This window comes from Cupriavidus phytohabitans, assembly GCF_017815025.1.
Taxonomy (GTDB): Bacteria; Pseudomonadota; Gammaproteobacteria; order Burkholderiales; family Burkholderiaceae; genus Cupriavidus.
On the sequence record NZ_JAGIQB010000159.1, the window covers coordinates 1 to 1,964 of the forward strand.

General features: G+C 54.3%; 2 rRNA genes. Both read left to right on the forward strand.

What is annotated here, in order from left to right:
- Window positions 1–1,709 (forward strand): 23S ribosomal RNA (locus tag J8I34_RS33775); the annotation flags it as partial.
- Between the two features lie 113 nt (window positions 1,710–1,822).
- A 5S ribosomal RNA gene (gene rrf, locus J8I34_RS33780) occupies window positions 1,823–1,935 on the forward strand.
- Window positions 1,936–1,964: the final 29 nt, after the last annotated feature.

Consider the following 1,964-nt stretch of genomic DNA (forward strand, 5'->3'; position numbering starts at 1 on the left):
GCGTGGTAGGAGAGCGTTCTGTAAGCCTGTGAAGGTGTCTTGTAAAGGATGCTGGAGGTATCAGAAGTGCGAATGCTGACATGAGTAGCGATAAAGGGGGTGAAAGGCCCCCTCGCCGTAAGCCCAAGGTTTCCTACGCAACGTTCATCGGCGTAGGGTGAGTCGGCCCCTAAGGCGAGGCAGAGATGCGTAGCTGATGGGAAGCAGGTTAATATTCCTGCACCGTCGTATGATGCGATGGGGGGACGGATCGCGGAAGGTTGTCCGGGTGTTGGAAGTCCCGGTCCCTGTATTGGAGAAGGCGCTCAGGCAAATCCGGGCGCGGAATTCAAGAGTATGGGGCGAGCGGCCTTGAGCTGCGAAGCAATCGGAAGTGGTTCCAAGAAAAGCCTCTAAGCTTCAGTCATACGAGACCGTACCGCAAACCGACACAGGTGGGCGAGATGAGTATTCTAAGGCGCTTGAGAGAACTCGGGAGAAGGAACTCGGCAAATTGGTACCGTAACTTCGGGATAAGGTACGCCCTGGTAGCTTGACTGGCCTGCGCCAGAAGGGTGAAGGGGTTGCAATAAAATGGTGGCTGCGACTGTTTAATAAAAACACAGCACTCTGCAAACACGAAAGTGGACGTATAGGGTGTGACGCCTGCCCGGTGCCGGAAGATTAAATGATGGGGTGCAAGCTCTTGATTGAAGTCCCGGTAAACGGCGGCCGTAACTATAACGGTCCTAAGGTAGCGAAATTCCTTGTCGGGTAAGTTCCGACCTGCACGAATGGCGTAACGATGGCCACACTGTCTCCTCCCGAGACTCAGCGAAGTTGAAGTGTTTGTGATGATGCAATCTCCCCGCGGCTAGACGGAAAGACCCCATGAACCTTTACTGTAGCTTTGCATTGGACTTTGAACCGATCTGTGTAGGATAGGTGGGAGGCTTTGAAGCGTGGACGCTAGTTCACGTGGAGCCGTCCTTGAAATACCACCCTGGTTTGTTTGAGGTTCTAACCTTGGCCCGTGAATCCGGGTCGGGGACAGTGCATGGTAGGCAGTTTGACTGGGGCGGTCTCCTCCCAAAGTGTAACGGAGGAGTTCGAAGGTACGCTTGGTACGGTCGGACATCGTACCTAAAGTGCAATGGCAAAAGCGTGCTTAACTGCGAGACCGACAAGTCGAGCAGGTGCGAAAGCAGGACATAGTGATCCGGTGGTTCTGAATGGAAGGGCCATCGCTCAACGGATAAAAGGTACTCTGGGGATAACAGGCTGATACCGCCCAAGAGTTCATATCGACGGCGGTGTTTGGCACCTCGATGTCGGCTCATCTCATCCTGGGGCTGTAGCCGGTCCCAAGGGTATGGCTGTTCGCCATTTAAAGAGGTACGTGAGCTGGGTTTAAAACGTCGTGAGACAGTTTGGTCCCTATCTGCCGTGGGCGTTGGAATCTTGACGGGGGCTGCTCCTAGTACGAGAGGACCGGAGTGGACGTACCGCTGGTGTACCTGTTGTCTCGCCAGAGGCATCGCAGGGTAGCTATGTACGGAAGAGATAACCGCTGAAAGCATCTAAGCGGGAAACTCGCCTGAAGATGAGGATTCCCTGGAGGCTTGACCTCCTTGAAGGGTCGTTCGAGACCAGGACGTTGATAGGCTGGGTGTGGAAGCGCAGTAATGCGTTAAGCTAACCAGTACTAATTGCCCGTAAGGCTTGATCCTATAACCAGTGTGTTTCACCTGGTGAGTCGATCGCCTTGTGCCAGATACGCACAACCAAGACTACATCCCTATTCGTGACGCTGGCTTCAACCCCAGCGCCACAACCCCTCATGCCTGGTGACCATAGCGAGTTGGAACCACCCCTTCCCATCCCGAACAGGTCCGTGAAACAACTCCGCGCCGATGATAGTGCGGATTCCCGTGTGAAAGTAGGTCATCGCCAGGCTCTTATTGTGCAAAACCCCTCGACAGCGT